19 protein-coding genes, 4 tRNA genes, 1 pseudogene and 1 riboswitch are annotated in these 23,027 nt (G+C 58.4%); of the genes and pseudogenes, 13 read left to right on the forward strand and 11 right to left on the reverse strand.

Annotation, left to right across the window (positions count from 1 at the left end; all coding sequences use genetic code 11):
- The first annotated feature begins 9 nt into the window (after positions 1 to 9).
- The 3 genes from astB to astE are packed head-to-tail and all read left to right on the forward strand — an operon-like array spanning position 10 to position 2,686.
- Positions 10 to 1,356 carry an N-succinylarginine dihydrolase gene (astB, locus tag ACLH0J_RS11125; protein WP_411392020.1) on the forward strand — a complete coding sequence of 449 codons (1,347 nt, stop codon included), beginning with the start codon at positions 10 to 12 and terminating at the stop codon, positions 1,354 to 1,356.
- Positions 1,357 to 1,379: 23 nt separating this feature from the next.
- Entirely contained in the window at positions 1,380 to 1,670 is a 291-nt protein-coding gene (locus tag ACLH0J_RS11130; RefSeq protein ID WP_411392021.1) for a topoisomerase II, read from the forward strand.
- An 11-nt stretch (positions 1,671 to 1,681) separates the two neighbouring features.
- On the forward strand, positions 1,682 to 2,686 hold the full coding sequence (gene astE / locus ACLH0J_RS11135; protein WP_411392022.1) for a succinylglutamate desuccinylase: 1,005 nt from the start codon (positions 1,682 to 1,684) through the stop codon (positions 2,684 to 2,686).
- Positions 2,687 to 2,757: 71 nt separating this feature from the next.
- On the opposite strand, the gene ACLH0J_RS11140 is transcribed toward astE, so the two are convergent.
- The gene (locus tag ACLH0J_RS11140; RefSeq protein ID WP_411392023.1) at positions 2,758 to 3,267 is read right to left on the reverse strand and encodes a 6,7-dimethyl-8-ribityllumazine synthase; all 510 of its coding nucleotides are present in this window, start codon (positions 3,265 to 3,267) and stop codon (positions 2,758 to 2,760) included.
- Between the two features lie 112 nt (positions 3,268 to 3,379).
- Positions 3,380 to 3,549: riboswitch (FMN riboswitch) on the reverse strand.
- A 192-nt stretch (positions 3,550 to 3,741) separates the two neighbouring features.
- Between ACLH0J_RS11140 and ltaE the strand changes: the two genes are divergently transcribed.
- The 8 genes from ltaE to mgtE all read left to right on the forward strand — a co-directional run bounded on the left by ltaE (position 3,742) and on the right by mgtE (position 11,481).
- Positions 3,742 to 4,746, forward strand: coding sequence for a low-specificity L-threonine aldolase (gene ltaE, locus ACLH0J_RS11145; protein ID WP_411392024.1), 1,005 nt, complete (start codon positions 3,742 to 3,744; stop codon positions 4,744 to 4,746).
- Between the two features lie 145 nt (positions 4,747 to 4,891).
- Positions 4,892 to 7,510 carry an alanine--tRNA ligase gene (gene alaS, locus ACLH0J_RS11150; protein WP_411392025.1) on the forward strand — a complete coding sequence of 873 codons (2,619 nt, stop codon included), beginning with the start codon at positions 4,892 to 4,894 and terminating at the stop codon, positions 7,508 to 7,510.
- A 96-nt stretch (positions 7,511 to 7,606) separates the two neighbouring features.
- Positions 7,607 to 8,848 carry an aspartate kinase gene (locus ACLH0J_RS11155; RefSeq protein ID WP_010566599.1) on the forward strand — a complete coding sequence of 414 codons (1,242 nt, stop codon included), beginning with the start codon at positions 7,607 to 7,609 and terminating at the stop codon, positions 8,846 to 8,848.
- 175 nt (positions 8,849 to 9,023) lie between these two features.
- A complete protein-coding gene (csrA, locus tag ACLH0J_RS11160; protein ID WP_003175645.1) occupies positions 9,024 to 9,212 on the forward strand; it encodes a carbon storage regulator CsrA in 189 nt (62 codons plus the stop codon).
- A 62-nt stretch (positions 9,213 to 9,274) separates the two neighbouring features.
- Positions 9,275 to 9,365, forward strand: a tRNA-Ser gene (locus ACLH0J_RS11165).
- Between the two features lie 108 nt (positions 9,366 to 9,473).
- A tRNA-Arg gene (locus tag ACLH0J_RS11170) sits at positions 9,474 to 9,550 on the forward strand.
- A 72-nt stretch (positions 9,551 to 9,622) separates the two neighbouring features.
- Positions 9,623 to 9,699: transfer RNA gene (locus ACLH0J_RS11175), tRNA-Arg, on the forward strand.
- A 339-nt stretch (positions 9,700 to 10,038) separates the two neighbouring features.
- Complete coding sequence (mgtE, locus tag ACLH0J_RS11180) at positions 10,039 to 11,481, forward strand: magnesium transporter (protein WP_411392026.1); 1,443 nt, start codon at positions 10,039 to 10,041, stop codon at positions 11,479 to 11,481.
- 97 nt (positions 11,482 to 11,578) lie between these two features.
- Here mgtE and ACLH0J_RS11185 read toward each other — a convergent pair whose 3' ends face one another.
- From ACLH0J_RS11185 to ACLH0J_RS11200, 4 genes are all read right to left on the reverse strand, one after another.
- The gene (locus ACLH0J_RS11185; RefSeq protein WP_262049941.1) at positions 11,579 to 11,905 is read right to left on the reverse strand and encodes an Arc family DNA-binding protein; all 327 of its coding nucleotides are present in this window, start codon (positions 11,903 to 11,905) and stop codon (positions 11,579 to 11,581) included.
- Between the two features lie 109 nt (positions 11,906 to 12,014).
- Positions 12,015 to 13,237, reverse strand: a protein-coding gene (locus ACLH0J_RS11190) for an IS3 family transposase (protein WP_411389081.1) whose coding sequence is annotated in 2 segments (ribosomal slippage) — positions 12,015 to 12,886 and positions 12,886 to 13,237 — 1,224 coding nt in all. Because the reading frame shifts where the segments join, the coding sequence is not laid out codon by codon here.
- 370 nt (positions 13,238 to 13,607) lie between these two features.
- The gene (locus ACLH0J_RS11195) at positions 13,608 to 13,790 is read right to left on the reverse strand and encodes a PA3371 family protein (RefSeq protein ID WP_411392027.1); all 183 of its coding nucleotides are present in this window, start codon (positions 13,788 to 13,790) and stop codon (positions 13,608 to 13,610) included.
- An 11-nt stretch (positions 13,791 to 13,801) separates the two neighbouring features.
- Positions 13,802 to 14,029, reverse strand: a complete 228-nt coding sequence (locus ACLH0J_RS11200; RefSeq protein WP_411392028.1) for a hypothetical protein — start codon at positions 14,027 to 14,029, stop codon at positions 13,802 to 13,804.
- A gap of 326 nt (positions 14,030 to 14,355) precedes the next feature.
- On the opposite strand from ACLH0J_RS11200, the gene ACLH0J_RS11205 reads away from it, so the two are divergent.
- Positions 14,356 to 14,432, forward strand: a tRNA-Arg gene (locus tag ACLH0J_RS11205).
- Between the two features lie 120 nt (positions 14,433 to 14,552).
- Here the strand turns inward: ACLH0J_RS11205 and ACLH0J_RS11210 are convergent.
- A pseudogene (locus ACLH0J_RS11210) lies at positions 14,553 to 15,738 on the reverse strand (ISL3 family transposase).
- Between the two features lie 116 nt (positions 15,739 to 15,854).
- The gene (locus ACLH0J_RS11215) at positions 15,855 to 18,251 is read right to left on the reverse strand and encodes a membrane-bound PQQ-dependent dehydrogenase, glucose/quinate/shikimate family (protein ID WP_411392029.1); all 2,397 of its coding nucleotides are present in this window, start codon (positions 18,249 to 18,251) and stop codon (positions 15,855 to 15,857) included.
- 722 nt (positions 18,252 to 18,973) lie between these two features.
- On the opposite strand from ACLH0J_RS11215, the gene ACLH0J_RS11220 reads away from it, so the two are divergent.
- Positions 18,974 to 20,359 (forward strand): MFS transporter, encoded by a 1,386-nt coding sequence (locus ACLH0J_RS11220; protein ID WP_411392030.1) that lies wholly within the window; start codon positions 18,974 to 18,976, stop codon positions 20,357 to 20,359.
- Between the two features lie 61 nt (positions 20,360 to 20,420).
- Here ACLH0J_RS11220 and ACLH0J_RS11225 read toward each other — a convergent pair whose 3' ends face one another.
- The 4 genes from ACLH0J_RS11225 to flgA form a co-directional block, all read right to left on the reverse strand.
- Entirely contained in the window at positions 20,421 to 21,170 is a 750-nt protein-coding gene (locus ACLH0J_RS11225; protein WP_411392031.1) for a flagellar brake protein, read from the reverse strand.
- A 96-nt stretch (positions 21,171 to 21,266) separates the two neighbouring features.
- Positions 21,267 to 21,737 (reverse strand): flagella synthesis protein FlgN, encoded by a 471-nt coding sequence (locus ACLH0J_RS11230; RefSeq protein WP_411392032.1) that lies wholly within the window; start codon positions 21,735 to 21,737, stop codon positions 21,267 to 21,269.
- Between the two features lie 48 nt (positions 21,738 to 21,785).
- Positions 21,786 to 22,109 (reverse strand): flagellar biosynthesis anti-sigma factor FlgM, encoded by a 324-nt coding sequence (gene flgM / locus ACLH0J_RS11235; RefSeq protein WP_411392033.1) that lies wholly within the window; start codon positions 22,107 to 22,109, stop codon positions 21,786 to 21,788.
- 141 nt (positions 22,110 to 22,250) lie between these two features.
- Positions 22,251 to 23,015 (reverse strand): flagellar basal body P-ring formation chaperone FlgA, encoded by a 765-nt coding sequence (flgA, locus tag ACLH0J_RS11240; protein ID WP_411392034.1) that lies wholly within the window; start codon positions 23,013 to 23,015, stop codon positions 22,251 to 22,253.
- Positions 23,016 to 23,027: the final 12 nt, after the last annotated feature.

Consider the following 23,027-nt stretch of genomic DNA (forward strand, 5'->3'; position numbering starts at 1 on the left):
GCCTCGCCGATGAAATCCTATGAAGTCAATTTTGACGGTCTAGTGGGGCCGACCCATAACTACGGCGGTTTGTCCTATGGCAACGTCGCGTCCCAGAGCAACAGCCAGCAGTCTTCAAATCCGAAGGAAGCGGCGTTGCAGGGCCTGCAAAAAATGAAAGCCCTGATGGACATGGGCTTTGTGCAAGGCGTGCTGGCGCCCCAGGAACGTCCGGACGTAGCGGCCTTGCGTAACCTCGGCTTCAGCGGCAGCGATGCCCAGGTCATCCAGCAGGCGGCCAAGCAGGCCATGCCGTTGCTGGTGGCCAGTTGCTCGGCATCGAGCATGTGGGTGGCCAACGCCGCCACCGTCAGCCCGAGCGCCGACACGGCGGATGGCCGCGTGCATTTCACCGCTGCCAACCTCAACTGCAAGTACCACCGCAGCATCGAACACCCGACCACCAGCCGCGTGCTGGGGGCGATGTTCGCTGATGCGAAACACTTCGCCCACCACGCCGCGTTGCCGGCGGTGGCACAGTTCGGCGACGAAGGCGCGGCCAACCACACGCGTTTCTGCCGTGACTATGGCGAGGCGGGCGTGGAGTTTTTCGTGTTCGGCCGCAGCGCGTTCGACACCCGTTACCCGGCGCCGCAGAAGTATCCGGCGCGCCAGACCCTCGAAGCGTCCCAGGCGGTTGCACGCCTGCACGGCCTGGCGGATGAGGGCGTGGTCTTCGCCCAGCAGAACCCGGCGGTGATCGACGCCGGCGTGTTCCACAACGACGTGATTGCGGTGGGCAACGGCGAAATGCTGTTTTATCACGAGGACGCCTTCCTCAATACCGAGCAGATGCTCGCCGAGCTGCAGGGTAAATTGGGCACGCTGGGTGGCAACTTCCAGTCCGTCTGCGTGCCGCGCGCCCAGGTCAGCGTCGAGGACGCGGTACGTTCCTACCTGTTCAACAGCCAGTTGCTGACCCGCGCCGACGGCTCGATGCTGCTGATCGTGCCGGAAGAATGCCGCGCCAACGAACGTGTGTGGCATTACCTGCAAAACCTGACCGCCTCCGGTGGGTTGATCCGCGAAGTGAAAGTCTTCGACCTCAAGCAAAGCATGCAGAACGGCGGTGGCCCGGCGTGCCTGCGCCTGCGCGTGGCGTTGAACGAAACCGAGCTGGCGGCGGTGAATCCGGGCGTTATCATGACCGCGCCGTTGTACGACACGCTGACCCAGTGGGTCGACAAGCACTACCGCGACAGCCTGCGTGAAACCGACCTGGCTGACCCGCAATTGCTGTTGGAGTGCCGGACGGCATTGGATGAATTGACGCAAATCCTTAAACTGGGCTCGGTTTATCCTTTCCAGATCCATTAACGCCACACGGCCGAGAGCAATTTATGAGCACCGATACCCTGCAACTGATCCTTGAAGACACCGACGGCACCCAGCTGGAAACCTCCTGCACCCGCGTCGCCGTGGTCTGGCAGGGTAAGGAGATCTGGATCCAGCACGACGGCCGTGGCCAACTGCTGATCGGCGTGGACGTTGAAGAGGGCGACGCCGAGTACGCCAACCTGCTGATGCGCCCATTGGCCACCAATCTGATGAGCCTGCAACTGGAAATGGAACCGGCCGACGTTGACGGCGATGACGACGATCACGTTCACGGTCCAGGCTGCAACCACTAAGGAAGCTGCTTATGCTCGCCCTCGGCAAACTGCTTGAACTGACCCTCGCCGGTCGCGAACCGGCGCAAAAAATTCAACTGACTGTCGGCGGCGTGCAGATGCGCTGGCTCAGCGAGGGCGCGCTTGAAGTGCGCCCGCCGCAGGCACAAGACGCTGGCAGCGACCTGCTGCTGTCGTCCGGCATCCATGGCAACGAAACCGCGCCGATCGAACTGCTCGACCGCCTGTTGCACGGCATCGCCCGTGGGGAGATCAAGCCCCGCACCCGTATTCTGTTCCTGTTCGGTAACCCCGAGGCCATGCGCCGCGGCGAGCGTTACCTCGAGCTGGACGTCAACCGGCTGTTCAACGGCCGTCACGAAAAAAACATCGGCCCCGAGGCCATGCGCGCCGCCGAGCTCGAGCAACTGGCCCGCAGCTTCTTCAGCGTGCCTGGCCGTTCACGCCTGCATTACGACCTGCACACCGCGATTCGTGGCTCGAAGATCGAACAGTTCGCCCTCTATCCCTGGAAAGACGGGCGCCAGCATTCACGCCGTGAACTGGAACGCTTGCGCGCCGCCGGCATGCAAGCGGTGCTGCTGCAGAACAAGACCTCGATCACCTTCACGGCATTTACCTATGAGCAACTGGGCGCCGAGGCCTTCACCCTGGAACTGGGCAAGGCGCGGCCGTTCGGACACAACCAGGGCGTGAATGTCTCGCGCCTGGAAACCCGCCTGAAGCAGATCATCGAAGCCACCGAACCGGCCAGCGGCAGCCTGGATGGCCTGCAACTGTTTGCCGTGTCCCGTGAAGTCATCAAGCACAGCGATGCCTTCCTGCTGCACCTACCGGCAGACGTGGAAAACTTTTCAGAGTTGGACAAAGGCTATCTATTGGCCGAAGACGTGGCCAAGACCCGTTGGGTGATAGAGGAGGAGGGCGCGCGCATCATCTTTCCCAACCCGAAGGTCAAGAACGGCTTGCGCGCAGGGATATTGATCGTGCCGACCACGGACGCGAGCCTGGCATAAGGCTCAAGGCGTAAGCGGATTCAAATGTGGGAGGGAGCAAGCCCCCTCCCACATTGGTTTTGCGCTGTGGCTTAAACGGCTACCGCGCGAGGTTCGCTGCGGCGGATCGCACGGACCTTGTGCAGGGTGTCGGCGCAGGTGCGTGCAGCTTCCTGGCCCTTGTGCACAAAGTGATCATGGAAGAATGCGTGGTGCTCGCTGCCGGCGTGGAAGTGGTGCGGGGTCAGGGAGACCGAGAACACCGGTACTTCGGTTTCCAACTGCACTTGCATCAGGCCGCTGACCACCGATTGGGCGACGAATTCGTGACGGTAGATACCGCCGTCCACCACCAGCGCGGCGGCAACGATGCCGGCGTAACGGCCGGTCCTGGCCAGCAGCTTGGCGTGCAGGGGCATTTCAAAGGCGCCGCCGACTTCGAAGAAGTCGATGTCCGATTCCTGATAACCCAGGGCGATCATTTCGGCGAGGAAGCCTTTACGGGATTGGTCGACAATATCCTTGTGCCAGCAGGCCTGGATAAACGCGACGCGCTCGCCATGGTGGTTTTTGCTTTTGCTGTCGATTGCGGTGGGTTGCATGTTCTGACTCCTGTTTAAGAAAAAACAGGGCGTTATGAATCGAATGGGATTTAAGGGTACGGACAGCTGGGTCATGCAGGCATGAGCTCAGCGCGCGGCCCTTTGGCGCCAATCCCGTTCTCTCTTCATCCGGACTATGACCGTCGGCCCCGGGATCACACCGGGTCTGCTGACCTTGTCGCCGTCCTGCGTGAGCAGTTCGAGGCGCCAAGCGCTCGCGGGCTATGCGCATTGCGCGCAATTACCGCCGGTGGGGAGTTGCACCCCGCCCTGAGAACGTTGCCACCAGAACCCTGGCGGCGGAGAGTTTTTAACATGGTTTTTCAAAAACTGCACGATTGCCGTGTCGATAACCTATATCGGTTTGTTTGATCGTTATTCGATTGAATTTCGATGGCGCTTGATATTCCGTGGGTTTGCCCGCAGTAATCGTCTACAAGCGTTACCTACCCATTCCCGTTAGAGGCTCGTTTCATGTCTGTGATTGACCTGCGTAGCGACACCGTGACCCAACCCACCCCCGGCATGCGCGATGCGATGGCCAGTGCCGTCAGTGGTGATGACGTCTACGGCGAAGACCCCAGCGTCAACCATCTGGAGGCAGAACTGGCCAAGCGCCTGGGATTCCCGGCGGCCTTGTTCGTACCCACCGGCACCATGAGCAACCTGCTGGCGTTGATGGCTCACTGTGAACGCGGTGAGGAATACATCGTCGGTCAGCAGGCCCATACCTACAAATATGAGGGCGGCGGCGCGGCCGTGCTGGGCTCGATCCAGCCGCAGCCGCTGGAGGTGCAGCCCGATGGCTCCCTGGATCTGGACCAGGTGCTGGCGGCGATCAAACCCGACGACTTCCATTTCGCCCGCACCCGCCTGCTGGCCCTGGAAAACACCATGCAAGGCAAGGTGCTGCCCCTGGAATACCTGGCGCGGGCGCGGGCGTTTACCCGTGAACACGGCCTTGCATTGCATTTGGACGGTGCGCGCCTCTATAACGCGGCGGTCAAGCTCGGGGTCGATGCGCGGGAGATTACCCGGCACTTCGACTCGGTGTCGGTGTGCTTGTCCAAGGGCCTTGGCGCGCCAATCGGCTCGGTGTTGTGCGGCTCCACGGCGTTGGTCGCCAAGGCCCGGCGCCTGCGCAAGATGGTCGGTGGCGGCATGCGCCAGGCAGGTTCCCTGGCGGCGGCGGGGCTGTATGCCCTGGACCATCAGGTGCAGCGCCTGGCCGACGACCATGCCAACGCCCAATGGCTGGGGGATGCGCTGTGCAACGCCGGTTACGAGGTCGAGCCGGTGCAGACCAACATGGTCTACGTGCAGGTCGGGGATCGGGCCGACGCCTTGAAGGCCTTTGCCGCCGAACGCGGGATCAAGTTGAGCGCCGCACCGCGCCTGCGCATGGTCACGCATCTGGACGTGAGCCGGGCCCAGATCGAGCAGGTGCTGGAGACATTCGTCGAATTCTCGCGCAAATGATCGTGCTGGCCGTCTAATTGAGCTTCTCTATCGCATAAACACGCTGTACCACCGGCAAAGGGCCGATATAATGCGGCCCTTTGCCGTCGCTTCGTCTGATGATGTTGCGCACTGGCCTTTGGCCGCAGCCTCCGTGGAAGAACCTATGAAAAGCGCAGAAATCCGTGAAGCCTTCCTTCGCTTCTTCGAAGAGCAAGGCCACACCCGTGTCGCCTCCAGCTCCTTGATCCCAGGCAATGACCCCACCCTGCTGTTCACTAACGCGGGGATGAACCAGTTCAAGGACTGCTTCCTGGGCCAGGAAAAACGTGCCTATACCCGCGCTGTCAGCAGCCAGAAGTGCGTACGCGCCGGTGGCAAGCACAACGACCTGGAAAACGTCGGCTACACCGCCCGTCATCACACCTTTTTCGAAATGCTCGGCAACTTCAGTTTTGGCGACTATTTCAAGCAAGACGCGATCAATTTCGCCTGGACCTTCCTCACTGGCGTGCTGAAACTGCCGAAGGAAAAACTCTGGGTCACCGTCTACGCCAGCGATGACGAGGCCTACGACATCTGGACCCAGCAAATCGGTGTGCCGCCTGAGCGCATGGTGCGTATCGGCGACAACAAAGGCGCACCGTACGCCTCCGACAACTTCTGGACCATGGGCGACACCGGCCCGTGCGGCCCATGCACCGAGATCTTCTACGACCACGGCGCCGATATCTGGGGCGGCCCGCCAGGCTCGCCAGAGGAAGACGGCGACCGTTACATCGAAATCTGGAACAACGTGTTCATGCAGTTCAACCGCACCGCCGATGGCGTGTTGCATCCGCTGCCGGCGCCGTCGGTGGACACCGGCATGGGCCTGGAGCGGATCAGTGCGGTGATGCAGCACGTGCACTCCAACTACGAAATCGACCTGTTCCAGAGCCTGCTGGCCGCGGCCGCCAAGGCCATCGGTTGCGCCAATGAAGACCAGGCGTCGCTCAAAGTGGTCGCTGACCACATCCGTTCCTGCGGCTTCCTGATTGCCGACGGTGTGCTGCCGTCCAACGAAGGCCGTGGCTACGTGCTGCGCCGCATCATTCGTCGCGCCTGCCGCCACGGCAACAAGCTGGGCGCCAGCGGCAGCTTCTTCTACCAGATCGTCGCGGCCCTGGTGGCCGAGATGGGCGATGCGTTCCCGGAGCTCAAGCAGAACCAGGCCCACATCGAGCGCGTGCTCAAGGCCGAAGAAGAGCAGTTCGCCAAAACCCTGGAACAGGGCCTGAAAATCCTCGAACAAGACCTCGCCAACCTGCAAGGCACGGTGGTGCCGGGCGACGTGGTGTTCAAACTCTACGACACCTATGGCTTCCCGATGGACCTGACCGGCGACATCGCCCGCGAGCGCAACCTGACCCTCGACGAGGAAGGTTTCGAGCGCGAGATGGACGCCCAGCGCGTGCGTGCACGTTCCGCCAGTGCCTTCGGCATGGATTACAACAGCCTGGTCAAGGTTGACGTGGCCACTGAATTCACCGGTTACAACGCCACCAGCGGTGCGGCCAAAGTGGTCGGTCTGTATAAGGATGGCCAGTCGGTCGACATCTTGAATGAAGGCGACGAGGGCGTGGTGGTACTGAACCGGACGCCGTTCTACGCCGAGTCCGGTGGCCAGATCGGCGACTGCGGCTTCCTCAAGGCTGCTTCCGGCCGTTTTGACGTGCGTGACACCACCAAGACCGGTGGCGCATTCTTGCACCACGGTGTGCTGGCTTCGGGCAGCCTGACCATCGGTTCGCCGGTGGACACCCAGGTCGACGCCGACGTGCGCCACGCCACTGCGCTGAACCACTCGGCCACGCACTTGCTGCATGCGGCGCTGCGCCAGGTGCTGGGCGAGCATGTTCAGCAGAAAGGTTCGTTGGTCGACAGCCAGCGCCTGCGTTTCGACTTCAGCCACTTTGAAGCGATCAAGCCTGAGCAGATCAAGGCCCTGGAAGACATCGTCAACGCCCAAGTGCGCAAGAACACCCCGGTGGAAACCGAGGAAACCGACATCGAGACCGCCAAGGCCAAGGGCGCCATGGCGCTGTTCGGCGAGAAGTACGGCGACAATGTGCGCGTGCTGAGCATGGGCGGCAACTTCTCGGTGGAGCTGTGCGGTGGTATCCACGCCAACCGTACCGGCGACATCGGCCTGCTGAAAATCATCAGCGAAGGCGGTGTAGCGTCCGGCGTACGTCGTATCGAGGCGGTCACTGGCGCTGCGGCCCTGGCCTATCTCAATGCGGCTGAAGAGCAACTCAAGGAAGCGGCCAGCCTGGTCAAGGGCAGCCGCGACAACCTGATCGACAAGCTGTCCGCTGTGCTGGAGCGCAACCGTGCGCTGGAAAAACAGCTGGAACAGCTGCAAGCCAAGGCGGCCAGTGCGGCGGGCGACGACCTGTCGGCCTCCGCTCAGGACGTCAAGGGCGTTAAAGTTCTGGCCGCGCGCCTGGACGGTCAGGACGGCAAAGCGCTGTTGGCGCTGGTCGATCAGTTGAAGAACAAGCTCGGCCGCGCAGTGATCCTGCTCGGCAGTGTCCATGAGGATAAGGTTGTACTGGTTGCGGGTGTAACCAAGGACCTGACTGGCCAACTCAAAGCCGGTGATTTGATGAAGCAAGCCGCTGCGGCAGTGGGCGGGAAGGGCGGTGGTCGTCCGGACATGGCGCAAGGCGGTGGTGTAGACGCCGGTGCCCTGGACGCGGCCCTTGCTCTGACCGTGCCGTTTGTCGAGGCCGGTATCTAAGTCGTTATGCTAGCCCGTGGTCTAGTCGCGGGCTCAGGTAACGGCGGTTTGGTTTGATTAATAGGCGCCCCTTTACGGGCTGAGGCGGCTTAGAAAATGGCTTTGATCGTACAGAAATTTGGAGGCACCTCGGTCGGCTCTGTCGAACGAATCGAGCAGGTCGCCGACAAGGTTAAGAAATTCCGCGATGCCGGCGACGACCTCGTGGTGGTGCTGTCGGCCATGAGCGGCGAGACCAATCGCCTGATCGATCTGGCCAAGGCAATCAGTGGTGATCAACAACCGCTGCCGCGTGAGCTGGATGTGATCGTGTCCACTGGCGAGCAGGTGACCATTGCCCTGTTGGCCATGGCGCTGAACAAGCGTGGTGTGCCAGCGGTGTCCTACACGGGCAGCCAGGTCCGCATCCTGACCGACAGCGCGCATACGAAAGCGCGCATCCTGCAGATTGACGATCAGAAAATCCGTACTGATCTGAAGGCCGGACGCGTGGTAGTTGTAGCCGGGTTCCAGGGCGTGGACGAGCACGGCAACATCACTACCCTCGGGCGTGGCGGTTCGGACACCACGGGCGTGGCGCTGGCTGCGGCCCTCAAGGCTGATGAATGCCAGATCTATACCGATGTGGATGGTGTCTACACTACTGATCCGCGTGTTGTGGCCGTGGCCCAGCGCCTGGACAAGATCACCTTTGAAGAGATGCTGGAAATGGCCAGCCTCGGTTCCAAGGTGTTGCAGATCCGCGCGGTGGAATTCGCCGGCAAGTACAACGTTCCGCTGCGCGTATTGCACAGCTTCAAAGAGGGTCCGGGCACCCTCATTACTATTGATGAAGAGGAATCCATGGAACAGCCGATCATTTCCGGCATCGCTTTCAACCGCGATGAAGCCAAGCTGACGATCCGTGGCGTGCCAGACACCCCGGGCGTGGCGTTCAAGATTCTGGGGCCTATCAGCGGCGCGAACATTGAAGTCGACATGATCGTGCAGAACGTTTCGCACGATAACACCACCGATTTCACCTTCACCGTGCACCGCAACGAGTACGATGCGGCCGAGCGTATCCTGCGCAACACTGCGAGCGGGATTGGCGCCCGTGAAGTGGTTGGCGATACCAAGATTGCCAAAGTGTCGATCGTGGGTGTGGGCATGCGTTCCCATGCCGGCGTTGCCAGCCGCATGTTCGAGGCTTTGGCCAAGGAAAGCATCAACATCCAGATGATCTCCACGTCGGAAATCAAAGTCTCGGTGGTGATCGAAGAGAAGTACCTGGAACTGGCTGTTCGCGCGTTGCATACCGCTTTTGAGCTGGACGCTCCGGCCCGACAGGGCGAGTGATGTGATGCCAGGAAGGCGCGGCTTACCGCGCCTTTCATTTTTTTGTGGGGCGCATGGTCTTTTGATTGCGCTGGACAATACTTAGGTGTGTAGGGCTATGGCTTTTTGGTTGTAGGTCGAATGCCTTTTTTTTGCAGACTGTTGTTCCTGAACTGAAATGCGTGAGGAGAAAGGCATGCTGATTCTGACTCGTCGTTGCGCAGAAAGCCTGATTATTGGTGATGGCGAAATCACCGTGACCGTGCTCGGCGTCAAAGGCAATCAAGTACGTATCGGGGTTAACGCTCCGAAAGAGGTGGCGGTGCACCGCGAGGAAATCTACCTGCGGATCAAGAAAGAGAAGGACGAAGAACCAAGCCTTTAATTTTTATCGTTTTTTATGTTTGCAAACGGGGATGAACGTGGTTAATATACGCCCCGTGTTGCGGAGAGCTGGCCGAGTGGCCGAAGGCGCTCCCCTGCTAAGGGAGTACACCTCAAAAGGGTGTCGGGGGTTCGAATCCCCCGTTCTCCGCCATTATTTGCTTAGTACGTTGCAATCTGGTTTTTTCGATAAGTTCTTGAAATTGCTCGAAAAAATAGCTTTACATAGAGATTGAACGGCCTATAATGCGCGGCAACAAATGCACTCGTAGCTCAGCTGGATAGAGTACTCGGCTACGAACCGAGCGGTCACAGGTTCGAATCCTGTCGAGTGCACCATTTAAGAGTCAGCTGCAGTAATGCAGGTGTCTCGGTTTCAACCAGTTGTGATCTGGTCTAAAAACACAATCTGCACTCGTAGCTCAGCTGGATAGAGTACTCGGCTACGAACCGAGCGGTCACAGGTTCGAATCCTGTCGAGTGCACCATACAAACAAAAAGCCCGCCTAGTGCGGGCTTTTTGCCGTCTGGAGTTTGCGTGGGATTCCACCTTTTTCTCCCGCTCCATGTGTTTTCTTCTTCTTGTGCGTCGTCGCAGTTCAAAGATGCAGCCAATACTCAGCTTTGGCTCGCAAGCGCTTGTTCTTTCCAGTTTTTTGACGTTAAAAGCGGCCGGGCGGTGTATCATTGCGCCCGTCAGCCCCGCCGGGGCTTGTGGAATACCTCCATGGACTTACCCAGTAGTTACTCAGTATCCCGTTTTACCAATCATGAATTGACTGATTGATCCTTCCGGCGTGCCCCGCTGCTGGGAGTGGAGTTCGCCTATGACCGAAGTAGAAGTAAAGAAAACTCAAGAAAGCCTGCAGGATCGCCTGGCTCAAGTCATTGAGCTGCTGCAGCGCCAGCGCGTGGTCGAAGACTTTACGCACCGTCAGGACGGTCCGAATAACGATCGTGTCGAAAGCCTGGTTCACCGGCAAAACCTCGTCGAGTTGCAACGCAAGCTCGATGACCTGCACTCTGCCGACGTCGCCTATATCCTCGAAGCCTTGCCGTTGGATGATCGACTGACCCTCTGGCAGTTGGTCAAGGCCGACCGCGACGGCGACATCCTGCTCGAAGTATCCGACTCGGTCCGTGAAACCCTGATCGCCGACATGGACGATCACGAGCTCCTGGCTGCAGCCAAGGAGATGGACGCCGACGAACTGGCAGACCTCGCCCCTGAGCTGCCCCGTGATGTCGTCCATGAGCTGATGGAGGCTCTGGACACCCAGCAGCGTGAGCGAGTGCGTTCCGCGCTGTCTTACGATGAGGATCAGGTCGGTGCGCTGATGGACTTCGAGATGGTCACCATCCGCGAAGATGTCAGCCTGGAAGTGGTCCTGCGCTATCTGCGCCGCCTGAAAGAGTTACCGGGCCATACCGACAAACTGTTCGTGGTCGACTATGAGGGCATCCTCAAGGGCGTGCTGCCGATCAAGCGTCTGCTGGTCAATGATCCGGAAAAGAAAGTCGCCGACCTGATGGCCAGCGACACCGTGAGCTTTCACCCGGATGAGGACGCCTACGACGCCGCTCAGGCCTTCGAACGTTATGACTTGATTTCCGCTCCGGTGGTCGACAAGAACGGCAAGTTGATTGGTCGTCTGACCATCGACGAGATCGTCGATCTGATTCGTGAAGAGAGTGAGACCGAAGTCCTCAACATGGCGGGTTTGCGTGAAGAGGAAGATATTTTTGCGTCTGTCTGGCGTTCGCTGCGTAACCGTTGGGCCTGGTTGGCGATTAACCTGATCACCGCGTTTATTGCCTCCCGAGTGATCGGGCTGTTTGAAGGCTCCATCGAGAAACTGGTGGCACTGGCAGCGCTGATGCCAATCGTGGCCGGTATTGGTGGCAACTCCGGTAACCAGACCATCACCATGATCGTGCGTGCCATGGCGCTGGATCAGGTGAGTACCGCCAATTCATCGCGGCTGCTGCGCAAAGAGTTGGCGGTGGGCCTGATCAATGGCCTGGTATGGGGTGGAGTGATCGGGATGGTGGCCTACTTGCTGTACGGCAGTTGGTCGCTGGGGGTGGTCATGACCGCCGCCATGACTCTCAACCTGCTCCTGGCGGCTCTGATGGGGGTGCTGATCCCTATGACATTGGCGCGTTTCGGTCGCGATCCCGCTATGGGCGCCAGTGTGATGATCACTGCCATGACCGACAGCGGTGGCTTCTTCATCTTCCTGGGCTTGGCGACGATCTTCCTGCTCTGAGTCCTTAAGGCGGGGGCAAATGTGCTCCCGCCTTGCCTTCCCAAATCCCAGACAAAAAAAAGCCAGCACATGGCTGGCTTTGGCTTTCAGTTGCAAATCAATCGGCTTCGGTGGCCGCCTCAACGTCGTGTGCGATAAGCGAGACGAGAGCATTTTGCTGGCGGTGGGAGAGCTGGCGAAAACGCTGCAGCAGTTCGCGTTCGTGCAGCGACAGCTCAGGGCTGTCCAGGCGCATGCTCAACTCGTCGCCCAGCGCACCTTCCTGAATAAGGCTCTGTTCCAGGCGCGCGATGATTTCGGAGTTCATGCTGCGGTGATGATTGCGAGCCACCTCGGCAATGCGTTCCCGCATTCCGTCTGGCAGACGTACGACGAACTTGTCAGCCGTACGGCTGGAATAAATTGCCTGTTTCAATGGGCGCATATATTTAACCGGTTAGTTCAGGGGAGCGGTTATTGGAATTGGCCGCAAGATGAGTGTTAAGACAAGGCTCACTGTCTAGTCCTGAAATAGGTTTACACCTATTTCAGTCTCAAAACGCCCGGTGCACTGCATCGGGCGTTTTGTATTTCAGGGATAAGTGCGGCCGCTCCCGATTGTAGATTTGCACCGACTCATCCACCATTTTCACTGCATCCGCCAGGTCTTTGGGACGATGCAGCAAAAACTCAGTCTTCAAAATCCCATTTATCCTCTCCGCCATCGCGTTCTGATAGCAATCATAGCCGTCAGTCATTGAGCACCTGATTCCATGCCGGGTATGCATCCGTTGGTATAAATCGGAGCAATACTGGGCTCCGCGATCTGAATGATGGATGAGCGGTTGATTGGATTTTCGCTGACTAACAGCCTTCTGCAGTGCCCTGACCACCGACTCCGTATGCAGGCTGCCGTGCACATGATGACCCACGATTTTGCGTGAGTACGCGTCTGTTATCAGGCTGACGTAAGCGACACTTTCCCGCGTTGGGAGATAGGTAATGTCTGCGACCCAAACCTGCTCAGGTCTGCTGGCTACAACTTGTTCCGGGCCAGCTTTGAGTAGGTTGGGGTGACGGCGGAAGCGATGATGGCTATGCGTGGTTTTATGATAAGCACGTTTGCGAGGGACTAGCTCTCGCGCCTCTCGCAAGATGGAAAACAGGCGGTCTCGACCGACACGTAGCGTCGCTGCGGCTTCAGTTACCATCAGGTGGTGCAGTTTGCGCGTCCCAAGCCTCGGCTGGCGGCGACGCTTTTCCAGAACGAATTCCACTACCTGCTGGTCTTGGCAAACTCTCGCGTCAAAGGCTCGGTTGCGCTTGTAATACGCTTGGCGCGAAATGCCCATAAACAGGCAAGCCCTGGTAATGCTCAGGTCTTGGATTTGCCCTTGCGAGAGGACTTGCCGGGTCGCTTTTTTACGATGGACACACCGTAATCATTTTTCAAGACGTTCACGACAGCTTCAAAGAACTGGGCCTTCTGATTGCTCAGCGCCAACTGTTCTTCAAGCTCTTTGATCCGCTGTTCGGGTGTCAGCGGGAGGTTGGGGTCGGTCATCGGCCTGCTCCGCAGCGCTCGGATTGAGGCGCCTTGGCTCCAGTCCTGTCGGCCATGCTTGCGTAACCAAACCAGTACCGTGGACCGGCCTTGAATGCCAAAGCGCCGTTGAGCCTCTTTATAACTCAACTCGCCTTTTTCGACTTGATCTACGACTGACAATTTAAAAGCTAGCGTGTAATCGCGCTGGCTCCGCCTTTTTCCCGTATCCATTGAATCCTCCTGAAGATCGGTCAGAAGGTGTAAACCTTATTCAGGACGGGACACACGACCAAAGTTCAACCTGAATTGCAAAGAGGCCGCATCATGCCTCAGATTAGCCAGTTCCTTGGCGTCAATTCTGTGACAAATATTGAACTGACTAAAGGCTTTATGCCAGCATTCATTTGCATTTTTGTGGACTGGTTGGAAAACTCTTGCACGAGTGATTCCGCGAGGGACCTTCCCGCAACGCCAGGCCACCACAGGGTTGAGGCCGCACATCCTATAGCAAAGTGGCCCTTTGCCCTCATGTTTAAGAGTAGTGGCAATTTGCCGATTTACTAGGGGGAAGCGACGTAAGGTCGGGCGGAATAGGAGGGGACTAGCGCAGTACCGGGTCGAATTTAATTCGACGACCCAAAATGAGCGTCAACAGCAAAAGGCTCGCCGACACGCCGCTGGCGATGAATGCGGTGGTTTGAGCGTCTTGCTGCGCGTGAGCGCCTAAACCGATGGCGCCGGTGGCGAGGGTCAGGCACAGAAATAGCCAGGCGGATTTGGACATGAGCGGTTTCCTCAGAAAACCCAGTGTTCAGATGCAGGCGCCACCTGGGTGTCTTGGGCCAGGCGTACCGGCAATTGCGCGTTGGGGGTCATCACGGCCAGTTGCGGGCGCTGTTGCAGGTGGTGCGGCACGGCTTGGCTGATCTGCGCAGGGTCGTTACTGCCTGTCGGTTGAAAATGGAACATCACCAATGCGGCCAGGGCTACGGTGTTGAGGGCTAACAGCAGGGCACTGTTCATGGTCATGTTCTCCGCTTGACACCGTGGCTGAGTGGGTCTTGTAGGAGAAGTATTGCAGGTGTCGTGCCAATGTATAAATTCAATAAAAACAATGGTTTGAATCTACTTTGAAATGCCGGAAGGTTGCAATTTGCAATGATGGCAATTTGGGTTGTTGCATTTTGCACGATAGTGTCGGATGCCCGTGTTTGCGGGGTACAAGCCCGATCTACCCGGCCAGCATCGACCTACGCTTAAAAAGCCAACGGACGACATGACAAAATCGACCTTGGCCGTTAACATGCACGCCGTCTGTCGCCGTGCCCGTGGCCCGTTGGCTGACATTTGTCCCAGTAGCTCAATTGGATAGAGCATCCCCCTCCTAAGGGGAAGGTTGGCCGTTCGAACCGGCCCTGGGACACCAATCAATCAAGCCTCTCGCGCCGCCTCTCTGACCGTTCACATTGTTCGTGAGTGCCGAGCAGCATCAGGTGTGTAAAAAGCCCCGCCGGACGATGTTCCGGCGGGGCTTTTTATTGGTTCTTCACGGATTACCGGGAAAGACGCTCTTGATTTTCATGAAAAAGAATTCGCTATCCCGGTAACCGTACGCCATCCGTTTGATGACCTTTATTCGATTATTTATTCCTTCCAACTGACCGGTGTGCATCGGCCAGCGAACCCGGCTGACGATGCCCCGCCAGTAACTCTTTAGCCGTTTGGCGAACTGGATCAGTGCCGGTATTTCGCTTTCATGCGCATGGCGCAGCCATTGCTTCCAGGCCGATCGCCAACCCCAAGCGGTGCTCGGCGTCCAAAGCGTTTTGAGTTCAGTCTTCATCAAATAGACCTTCATCAACGCGTGGTTGGCCGCCAGCAGATCCTCCAAGCGGACCTGTTGCTCCGGTGTTTTCAGGTTCTGCGGGTTGCGCAGGAGCAGCCAACGCGCCTGCTTGATGACCTGTCGGGTCGGCTTGTCATGACGCAGTCGATTGGCTTCGTCGACGCGAACCCGATCAATCACCTCTCGGCCATACTTGGCCACCACATGGAAGAGGTCGTAGACCACTCGCGCGTTGGGACAGTGCTGACGAACCTCCAGGTCAAAAGCAGTGTTCATGTCCATTGCCACCGCTTCGATTCGGGCGCATCCCTCTGGCCCCAGCTCTTCGAAAAACGGCCTGACCGCCGCCCCACAGCACTCGTCGTGTATCCGCATCCAGCACCACACTGGCGTAACGATGGCCCTTGAACAGGGCGAACTCGTCCATCACCAGACGCCGTGGTTGCGCCTTCGGCAGATCGCTCAATGCCGCTTGCAAGGCACGACGCTCCAGCAACCGAACGGTGTCCCAATGCAGCCCAAACATCTGCGCCACATGCAGCGTGGGAAGGCGTTCACAGGCTTGAATGACCGCCTCTGCCAGACGCCGCGTCATACGGGCATAGCGATCCAGCCAACTGACGGCCTCCATGCGTTTACCGCAGTCGCGGCAACCAACGCGTCGGAGCAAAACGCTCAGGCGCACCGCACGACCGAGAATGGGCAAATCACGAATGACTCGCTCGCAATACTCATGCGTGGTTGAACAGGGTTTTTGGCACCCGCCACAGGAAGGGAATCGGGTGGCGTGGGGTGTCAGATCGATCTGGAGGGCGTCACCATCAGGCTTGATCGTGACGACAGAAAAGCCCTCCCAAAAAGGAAGGAAAGTATTAATATCGCGCATAAGAACGCCGGTTTGTTAGATGTGTTTGCTCGCACGAACATCATCAATCAAATCGGCGTTCTTGTTTCTGTGTTTCCCGGGATTCCGTGAAGAACCTTTTTATTGCCACTAACGCGTTATTTCGTGATGCTGTCCGGCAGCGCGTAAGCAATGATGTAATCACCGACGTCAGGCGAATGGCTCGCGCCACCTGCGGAGATAACCACGTACTGCTTCCCTGTGGTGGGTGACTTGTAGATCAGCGGTGCGGCAACTGCGCCAACCGGCAGACGAGCTTTCCACACTTCTTTGCCGGTGGCCGAGTCGAGCGCACGCAGGTAGTAGTCCTGGGTGCCTGCGAAGAACACCAGGCCGGAGGCCGTCGAAGTCGGGCCGCCCAGTGTCGGCATGCCCAGCGGAATCTGCATGTGCGTCTTGATCCCCAGCGGGCCTGTGTCCTGGACCGTCCCCATCGGAACCTGCCAGACCAGTTTTTGAGTATTGAGATCAATCGCGCTCATGCTGCCGAACGGTGGGGTGTTGCACGGCACGCCCAGTGGAGACTGGAGAATGTCGATCTTAACCCCGCCATAGATGCCGGCCACTTGCGGACGAATGGTGCCCATGAAGCCGGGCACTTCGTCGGTGGATACTTTGAACTTCTTGGTCTCTTCCTTGGTGACCAGCGACATCCGCAACGGCATGCGCATGTCGTTGACGAACATCATGCCGGTGTTTTCGTCTATGGAAATGCCGCCCCAGTTCATGCCGCCGAGCAAGCTAGGCCATTCGATGTACGGCTTTTCGGTAGGCGGCGTAAACGGGCCCACGTAGACGGAGTCTTTGAACATGATGCGGCAATACAGTTGGTCGAAGGTCGACACGCCCCACATCGACTTTTCAGTCAACGGGTCGGCCCCAATGACCGGCATGCCAACCGAGTACGGTTGCGTCGGCGACAGGTGCTCGCCTTCAGCCGCCGGGGAGGTGGGGACCGCACGTTCCTGGACTTCGGTTACTGGCTGGCCGGTACGACGGTCCAGCACAAAAATATGGCCAGTCTTGGTGGTCTGAATCAGTACCGGCGTTTTCACGCCTTGAGCATTTTTGATGTCATAGAGCACGGGTTGGGAGGGCAGGTCGTAATCCCACACGTCGTGGTGGACCAACTGGAAAACCCATTTGGCCTTACCGGTCGATGCATCGACCGCCACGACGGCCGCGCCGAATTTCTCCTTGGTTTGGTTGCGGTCACCGCCCCAATAGTCGGGAGGACCATTACCAGTCGGCAAGTAGACCAGGTTCAACTCTTTATCGTAGGTCGGGATCGTCCATACGTTAGGTGTTTCCAGGGTGAATTGGTGATCGGCAGCCGCGGTATCTGTGCCCTCGGGCGCGCCCACGTCCCAGGCCCACACCAGGGAACCCGTCAACACATCGAATGCGCGGACGGCCCCGGAAGGTTCGCCTGCCACGATGTCGCGTACCCAGCCGCCGACCACGGTGAGATGGCCCATGACAACCGGCAGCGACGTTGGGTGATAGCGCTTGCTGTTTTCCGTCGGGCCCATGCCTTTCTTGAGGTCGACATAACCCTTGTCCCCAAAGCTTTGGCAAAGGGCACCGGTATGTGCGTCCAGTGCAAACAAACGGGCATCTACAGATGACACCAGAATACGCTGGCGACATTGCTGCTCATTGCCATAGGAGGCTTTTGCCGCCGCGCTCAAGCTCTCGTCTTTATCGATGTCGTAGTAGCCCACGCCGCGGCAAGTGACATGCTCTTCGCTCTTGGCATGAGGGTCGAATTTCCAGATCGGGTTGCCCGTATCTCCGTCAAGAGCGGTGATCAGGTTTTCCGGCGTACACGAATACAGCACGTTGCCGATCTGCAGCGGTGTGTTTTCGTCAACGCCGGCGCCAGCACCGGTGGTCCTGCGGCCGGTTCTGTAGGTCCAGGCTACTTGCAGGTCCTTGACGTTATCCGGGGTGATTTGCGTATAGGGGGCAAATCGTGTTCCCGAGGCATTACGCCCAAAGAACTCCCAGTTTTCAGGGGCGTTGGATGGCTCGCTGGGTGTGGTCGAGCCAGTTGCGGCGACAGGGTTCGAGATCCCGCCATGGGGGAAGAACGCTGCAACAAACGTTGCGATCAGGGCGAGGAACACCGCAAACCCGAAGCGATTGGCTGCGCGCCGTGTGCTCGAGGGCGTATTCGGGAAGGCGGCGCCGACCCACAGGCTGAGGGCCAGGATAATGGCCGGAACGACCAGGCGCGGAAGCAGTTCCCAATAGCTGAACTGACCGACTTCGTAAAAAGCCCACATACAGGTGGCAAGGAATATGACCACGGAGAGCGCAATGCTGATGGGTTTGCGCAGAACGAAGAGTGCTGCCAACACTAAATACGCCAGGCCGGCAAGCAGGTAATAACTCGATCCGCCGAGTGCTGACAGCTTCACGCCGCCATATATCAACGCCAGTGCTGCGGTAAAAACAAGCAGGGAAAACAGTCCCCTTGCGATAGTGCTCATTGAGGAACTTCCAGAGTTAGGTCGATTATCGTCCGTCATATTTGTATGGGCTCAGTTGGGGAGATACAAAGTTGCGTCCACTGCGTACGGGCAATCTGGCCGACTGTTCGGTCCGGCATTTAGCTGTCCAGATGTCGTTCGTCCACGGTCCCGAGGTAAAGGGAGGGCGAATTACCGGGCTGATTGAGGTTTGGCAGGAGGGGTAAACAAAAACGTTGGCGGCAGTATTACGCCCGCTTAATGTTCAGTCTCTAATGAGTATGTCCGTGGCTTCTGCGAACCTTGACCGGGTGCATACGATGTTTTGACTGATTCGGAGTTTGATCGAGGTGGTTTCACGCAGGAGCCAGTCTATAGCGATGTTTTTTCGAATAAATCCATAAGACTGGAAAACATTGTTATTAGAACAGTAACAATCCGCTGCGAACGGCTTCGCCGAGGCGACAGGTCTAGAGAATTTTCACGCTGGGTCTTTTTCGTGGGCATTCAGTCTTTTCCAAGGCGGGTCGAACCTTGCCGTCGATTGAGGTTCACAGCAGGAGCTTCCTATATTTATCGCAAAGGTGTACCCGCACGCCTCTCGTCGGCGTCTGAGCTGTAGCCAATCGATGTAAACAAAATAATCCCCGGAAATAGCGCATGTCGCCTGTCCGGACCCGGCAACCCGGGACTATCATGCCGGTAGTCCTGTCTCTCACCTCAAGGAGCCGCTCGGAACGCCGATGCGCCAGATCTGGAAATCTTTTCGAGCCCTTTATTTCGCTTCTTTGATGATGCTGATTGGCTCCGGCCTGCTCAGTACCTATCTGGCCTTGCGCCTGGCGGCCGACCACGTCGACAGCTTGTGGGTCGGCGCGTTGATGGCGGCCAACTATTTTGGCCTGGTACTGGGGGGCAAGATCGGGCACCGCCTGATCGCACGGGTCGGGCATATCCGTGCCTACGCCACGTGTGCCGGGATTGTCGGTGCGGCGGTGCTTGGCCACGGCCTGATCGACTGGCTGCCGGCCTGGATCGTGCTGCGGGTGATCGTCGGCCTGGGGATGATGTGCCAGTACATGGTCATCGAAAGCTGGCTCAACGAGCAGGCGGATGCCAAGCAACGTGGCCTGGTGTTCAGCGGCTACATGATTGCTTCTTACCTGGGGCTGGTGCTGGGTCAATTGATTCTGGTCATGCACCCTCAATTGGGATTGGAACTGTTGATGCTGGTCGCGTTGTGTTTTGCACTGTGCCTGGTGCCGGTGGCCATGACCCGACGTATTCACCCGGCGCCTCTGCATCCTGCGCCAATGGAGCCGCGCTTCTTTATCAAGCGCGTACCGCAGTCGCTGAGTACCGTGCTGGGGGCCGGCTTGATCGTGGGGTCGTTCTACGGCCTGGCGCCGCTCTATGCTTCTCAGCAAGGGCTGACCACCGAGCAGGTGGGCCTGTTCATGGGTAGCTGCATCTTTGCCGGGTTGGTGGTGCAGTGGCCGTTGGGCTGGTTGTCGGACCGCTATGATCGCGCGCTGTTGATTCGCTGTTTTGCCGTGTGCCTGGCGGTGGCGGCATTGCCGTTGGCGGTGCTGACCAAGGTGCCGCTGGAAGTGCTGTTTGTGGTGGGGTTCGTGTGTTCCCTGGTGCAATTCTGCCTGTACCCGCTGGCGGTGGCGTTTTCCAATGACCACGTGGAGAGTGACCGTCGCGTCTCACTTACGGCCATGTTGCTGGTGACCTACGGTGTCGGCGCCAGTATCGGTCCGTTGCTGGCCGGTGTGATGATGAACATGTTCGGCAGTCAGATGCTGTATGCGTTCTTCAGTCTGTGCGCGTTGATCCTGGTGTGGCGTATCCGGCCTAAAGCCGTTACCAACTTGCATCAGGTGGATGACGCACCGCTGCAGCATGTGGCGATGCCCGACAGCATGTCCAGCTCGCCGCTGGTGGCTGCCCTTGATCCGCGGGTGGATGAGCAGATGGTGCAGGAGCAGATGCAGACCGCCGCTGTGGAGCCTGAACCTGAGGCCGATCCGCAACCACCGGTGGATCAGCCCGCCTTTGAAGGGCCGCCGGAACCCCTGGGGCCGGAAGAGCATCCCCATGACTTGAGTCGGGCGCGTCCCTGATAGCAAAAAAACGGGCAGATCCCAGAAGGATCTGCCCGTTTTTTGTCGCGATCATTAAGGTTTAAAAATCGTCGTCTTTGTCGAAGCGCCGCGCTTCACGTTGCAACTGGTATACGAACCGTTCGACCTGGCGCTGTACCAGGCCGCTCATGTTGTGGAAGCGCACGCCAGCGAAGGTGGTGTTGATCTTCTCTTCATAATGCAGGTAACGCAATTCAACCGAGGTGGTCATGCTGCCAAAGGGCAGGGCGGCGATAAAGCGGTCGTAGACCTGACCCAGTTGCAGACGCTCGGAGATGTCGCCTTCAAAGCGCAATTTGCAGCCTGTGGCGGAAATATCCAGCAGCTTGCCGCTGGCGGGCGCCTTCAACTTCTCGCCCCCCAGCTCGATGTTGACCAGTTGAGCCAGCTTCAAGGCGGCGCGGAAGGCGTTGCGGCGCTGATGGTAGACCACTTCGTCGGGCATGCTGCCGGTGTAGATGCGATGGCCGTCCTTTTCGCTGATGCTCAGGTTGCCTTTGCTTTCCCAGGCGACGCGCACGCCATCATGGAAACCTTCGATACGGAAGGGTTCGCCGTTCTCGAGATGGCGTTCGCCGTCGCGGGGGATCATTTCATCCAGCGCCAGGGTGCCATTGTCCCGGTTGACGTCCACCAGGTAGCTCTGGAAGCGCTGGCTGCGTTCGTGGAAGGTGATGATCAGCGGGTCATGGCTGTCCTGCAGCATTCGCAAGGTGCCGGCGATTTCCAGAGGCGTGGTGAGGACCTTGGGTGGCTGCGGAGCATCTTCCGCATTAAGGGCGTTGAACACGGTTCTTCCATCTCCAGACAAAATACGACTACACGCAATAGGGAGCATTTTGCCAGTATGTGGCGCGACTTGGATAGATAGCGCGCTAAACAGGCATCAGGCTTGGCTGCGGGTACTTGGCTTGACCAGGCGCGAGGTGGAGCCCTGGGCGTTGTAAAGCGCCGGTGGTTCTCCGCCGTGAAGTATGCGCAACTGGTTGGCGGTCGTCGCTTGCTGAAGCTGGATCGACTGACCATTGAGCAGGTTGACTTCCTGGCATTGGGCGAGCAGTTGATTGAGTTCTTCGCTCTGAGCCAGTAGTTGACTGCCGACCGAGGAGTGGCTGGCCAGTTGCGCCAGGCCGTCGCGGTCTGCCGGCAGGCCCAGGCCGGTGAGAATCTGACTGCGTTTCTTGCCGTGCTGTTCCAGCAGGACAATCAGCGACTGCTTGCGTGCCAGAATTTCTTCCAGCAACGGCATGTCCCGGCCATAGAGGGCCAGGGATTCTTCTTTGAGCAGCTCGAGCAATTGTTGCGTCGGCGCTAGATCATCAATGATCAGTTGAAGCAAATGTTCGTCGTGATGCATGGCTGGCCTTGGGTTTTAAGCGTCCAAAAGCCCGGCGCAGGCCTGTGCCTAGCGCTCGGCTTCGAAGTTAAGCAGCTTGCTGGCTACACGGTTGCTGTCGACTTTATAGCTGCCATCGGCGATAGCCTGTTTCAATTCGGCCACACGGGCTTTATTGACGACAGGTTGATCGCGCAGCGAGTCAGTGACCTTCTGCAACTGTTGAGCCTCATTGCTCAGGTGTACGGATTCCCCGCTCTGGCTGACGCTGGCCTGTTCTGTCTTGACGGGCAGCGGCTGGGCCTTGGCTTCTACGCTGTCCTTGGTAACGGCTGCTCGCGTAGTGCCTGACGTTGTCGGGGTGCTATTCAAACGACTGAAATCGATGACCATGATAAAAAAACCTCTGGGTATTTGGACGCTTGCCATGTTTTCGGCCATACCCGGACAAACTTTAGGCGCGAATGACAATAAATCTCCGCACGGGATATCTCGTGCACAGTGTAGGAAAAGCCGGCGTCCTGTACCAGTAATCTATAAGGCTACCTCGACTTGGCCGGGCGCCGTCACCCGTGCCTTGATCACTCGGTTGGAGTTGAGGTTCTTGACCCGGATCTGTTCGCTCATGCCGCCGTTGGACAGCGCTTCCCCCGGCATTTTGACGTTCAGGCCGCCGCTACTGGCGGAAATCACCACCTGATCGCCCTTGCGAATGACCTCGGCCTGTTCCAGATGTACCAGCGTAATAACCTGGTCGGTGACCACTGGTCGGGTCAATTTCTGCCCGATGGCTTGGTCGAGGGAGGTCAGGTAACCCTGATTGATCAGGCTGATATCCCGTTCGCGCAGCACAACATCCTCAAAGCCGATGATGCCGGTGCGTTTCAGCGGTCGGGCTACCACCACCACATCCCGGAACAGCTTGACCTGGGCCGGCACGAACACGGTCCAGGGCGAGCTGCCTTCGCAGCGGACCTTGACCGTCACGCGGCCGATGGGTTGGGCGGGGCTTTCCAGGGACGCTGTCAATTCCTTGTCGCACATTGGCATGCGCAGACGGGGGTCCAGTGGGTTGACTTGGATCTCATAACGCCCGGGCGTCTGTGTGGTCGCCAGATAATCTTCTACAGTGAACTCAAGAAAGCCCTGAGTGACGCCGATAAGGAGATCAGGCAAGGTGACGTTATCAGCGCGGGCCGTGGCGCCCAGGCTCAAGGCGAGCAGCGCCATCGATGCGTAGAGTGATCTGCGCATCCCGGTGAGGCGAGGGCGTCGGGAAACTGTCGTTTTAATGTCCATGATCAATAAATA

This window comes from Pseudomonas sp. MPB23, from assembly GCF_046605395.1.
Lineage (GTDB): Bacteria > Pseudomonadota > Gammaproteobacteria > Pseudomonadales > Pseudomonadaceae > Aquipseudomonas.

Bases quoted from the DNA above. Each gene is read 5' to 3' on its own strand.
- ACLH0J_RS11220 (WP_411392030.1), top strand. From the start codon at position 18,974: ATGCGCCAGATCTGGAAATCTTTTCGAGCCCTTTATTTCGCTTCTTTG.
- ACLH0J_RS11230 (WP_411392032.1), bottom strand. From the start codon at position 21,737: ATGCATCACGACGAACATTTGCTTCAACTGATCATTGATGATCTAGCG.
- ACLH0J_RS11195 (WP_411392027.1), bottom strand. From the start codon at position 13,790: ATGTCCAAATCCGCCTGGCTATTTCTGTGCCTGACCCTCGCCACCGGC.
- flgM (WP_411392033.1), bottom strand. From the start codon at position 22,109: ATGGTCATCGATTTCAGTCGTTTGAATAGCACCCCGACAACGTCAGGC.
- ACLH0J_RS11215 (WP_411392029.1), bottom strand. From the start codon at position 18,251: ATGAGCACTATCGCAAGGGGACTGTTTTCCCTGCTTGTTTTTACCGCA.
- ltaE (WP_411392024.1), top strand. From the start codon at position 3,742: ATGTCTGTGATTGACCTGCGTAGCGACACCGTGACCCAACCCACCCCC.
- flgA (WP_411392034.1), bottom strand. From the start codon at position 23,015: ATGGACATTAAAACGACAGTTTCCCGACGCCCTCGCCTCACCGGGATG.
- ACLH0J_RS11130 (WP_411392021.1), top strand. From the start codon at position 1,380: ATGAGCACCGATACCCTGCAACTGATCCTTGAAGACACCGACGGCACC.
- ACLH0J_RS11155 (WP_010566599.1), top strand. From the start codon at position 7,607: ATGGCTTTGATCGTACAGAAATTTGGAGGCACCTCGGTCGGCTCTGTC.
- mgtE (WP_411392026.1), top strand. From the start codon at position 10,039: ATGACCGAAGTAGAAGTAAAGAAAACTCAAGAAAGCCTGCAGGATCGC.
- csrA (WP_003175645.1), top strand. From the start codon at position 9,024: ATGCTGATTCTGACTCGTCGTTGCGCAGAAAGCCTGATTATTGGTGAT.
- ACLH0J_RS11200 (WP_411392028.1), bottom strand. From the start codon at position 14,029: ATGAACAGTGCCCTGCTGTTAGCCCTCAACACCGTAGCCCTGGCCGCA.
- ACLH0J_RS11140 (WP_411392023.1), bottom strand. From the start codon at position 3,267: ATGCAACCCACCGCAATCGACAGCAAAAGCAAAAACCACCATGGCGAG.
- astB (WP_411392020.1), top strand. From the start codon at position 10: ATGAAATCCTATGAAGTCAATTTTGACGGTCTAGTGGGGCCGACCCAT.
- ACLH0J_RS11185 (WP_262049941.1), bottom strand. From the start codon at position 11,905: ATGCGCCCATTGAAACAGGCAATTTATTCCAGCCGTACGGCTGACAAG.
- astE (WP_411392022.1), top strand. From the start codon at position 1,682: ATGCTCGCCCTCGGCAAACTGCTTGAACTGACCCTCGCCGGTCGCGAA.
- alaS (WP_411392025.1), top strand. From the start codon at position 4,892: ATGAAAAGCGCAGAAATCCGTGAAGCCTTCCTTCGCTTCTTCGAAGAG.